2 protein-coding genes are annotated in these 1,653 nt (G+C 39.2%); both read left to right on the forward strand.

From position 1 onward, the window contains the following. Positions 1 to 273 (forward strand): bifunctional phosphoribosylaminoimidazolecarboxamide formyltransferase/IMP cyclohydrolase (purH, locus tag VIL26_07425; GenBank protein HEY8390757.1); only part of this gene is annotated, 273 nt, incomplete at its 5' end. A gap of 17 nt (positions 274 to 290) precedes the next feature. Beyond that, a complete protein-coding gene (purD, locus tag VIL26_07430) occupies positions 291 to 1,556 on the forward strand; it encodes a phosphoribosylamine--glycine ligase (protein HEY8390758.1) in 1,266 nt (421 codons plus the stop codon). The last annotated feature ends 97 nt before the right edge of the window (positions 1,557 to 1,653 follow it).

Genomic DNA, 1,653 nt, shown 5'->3' on the forward strand with positions numbered 1-1,653 from the left:
ACAACTATGGGCTGCGGTATTGGTCAAGTAAACAGAATATGGGCTGTTAAGCAGGCTATAGAACATAGCGGCGGATATGAAAAAACAATAGGTGCTGTTTTGGCAAGTGATGCTTTCTTCCCTTTTTCAGACAGTATAGAAGAAGCACACAAAGCAGGCATTGCAGCTATTATTCAGCCGGGGGGATCTACCAGAGATCAAGAAAGCATAGATGCTTGCGATCGTTACGGAATTGCAATGGTATTTACCAAGATGCGTCATTTCAAGCATTAATTTAAACGGGATCAAGTATGGAAAAGAGATATAATGTTTTGGTTGTAGGCGGCGGCGGTAGAGAACACGCAATAGTATGGGCACTTAAAAAAAGCCCCAAAATAGACAAATTATATTGCGTTCCGGGAAATGCAGGAATAGCGGAATTAGCCTATTGTGAAGACATTGCCGCAACCGATATTGAAGGAATACTCGGATTTTTGGACAGGCACAAAGACATAAATTATGTCGTGGTTGCGCCTGATGATCCGCTTGCTTTGGGACTTGTCAATATCCTTAATCAAAAGGGTTATATGACATTTGGACCTACCAAGGAAGCGGCTATTATTGAAAGTTCAAAGGCGTTTTCCAAAAACTTAATGAAAAAATACAACATACCCACTGCTGATTATCAGGTTTATAATGACTATAACAAGGCATTGGAGTATATAAAAACTGCAAAATATCCTTTGGTTGTCAAGGCCGACGGATTGGCTTTGGGCAAAGGCGTTATTATTTGCGATGACTTTGATACAGCATATAACGCAATTAAGGATATGATGCAAAACGATAAATTCGGCAATTCAGGACACACTGTGGTGATTGAAGAATTTTTAAAAGGGTTTGAAGTAAGTGTGTTGGCGTTTACAGACGGAAAAACCATTGTTACAATGCCGCCTAGTCAGGATCACAAAAGAGTGTTTGATTATGACAAGGGTTTGAATACGGGAGGCATGGGTGCGTTTGCTCCAAGCAAGAAGTTTACAGACAAGATGTATGACTATGCAAAAAGACATATTTTTGAACCTACCATAAAAGCGCTTGAACGTGAAAACAGACCATTTAGCGGAGTTATATATTTTGGATTGATGGTGGATGGGGACGACATAAAAGTTTTGGAATATAACGCGCGATTTGGTGATCCCGAAACTCAAAGCATATTGCCGCTTTTGAAAACTGATCTGTTTGAAATCTTTTTGGCGGTCAGCGAAAAAAGACTGGATAAAATCAAAATCGAATGGAGCGATAATTTTGCGGTATGTGTAGTTATGGCTTCTGGCGGTTATCCGCAGGAGTATAAAAAGGGCGAGCCGATAGAGATTGGACAGCTAGAAGACAATGTAATTGTATTTCATGCAGGCACCAAACTTATAGACAACAAGTTTATAACCAACGGCGGAAGAGTGCTGGGAGTTACGGCAGTTGCTGATAGTATGGATAAAGCAAGACAAGCGGCTTATGAATCTGTCAAAAACATTTATTTTAATAATGCACATTACAGAAAAGATATAGGAATAAAATAATGGAAAAAGAAATTATATACAGGTTATATGTAGAGAAAAAGCAAGGCTTTAATGTAGCCGCAAAAAAATTAAAATCCGACCTTAACCGTTTGCTTAG

The sequence above is a fragment of the Clostridia bacterium genome (assembly GCA_036562685.1).
Classification (GTDB): Bacteria; Bacillota; Clostridia; order Christensenellales; family DUVY01; genus DUVY01.

Bases quoted from the DNA above. Each gene is read 5' to 3' on its own strand.
- purD (HEY8390758.1), top strand. From the start codon at position 291: ATGGAAAAGAGATATAATGTTTTGGTTGTAGGCGGCGGCGGTAGAGAA.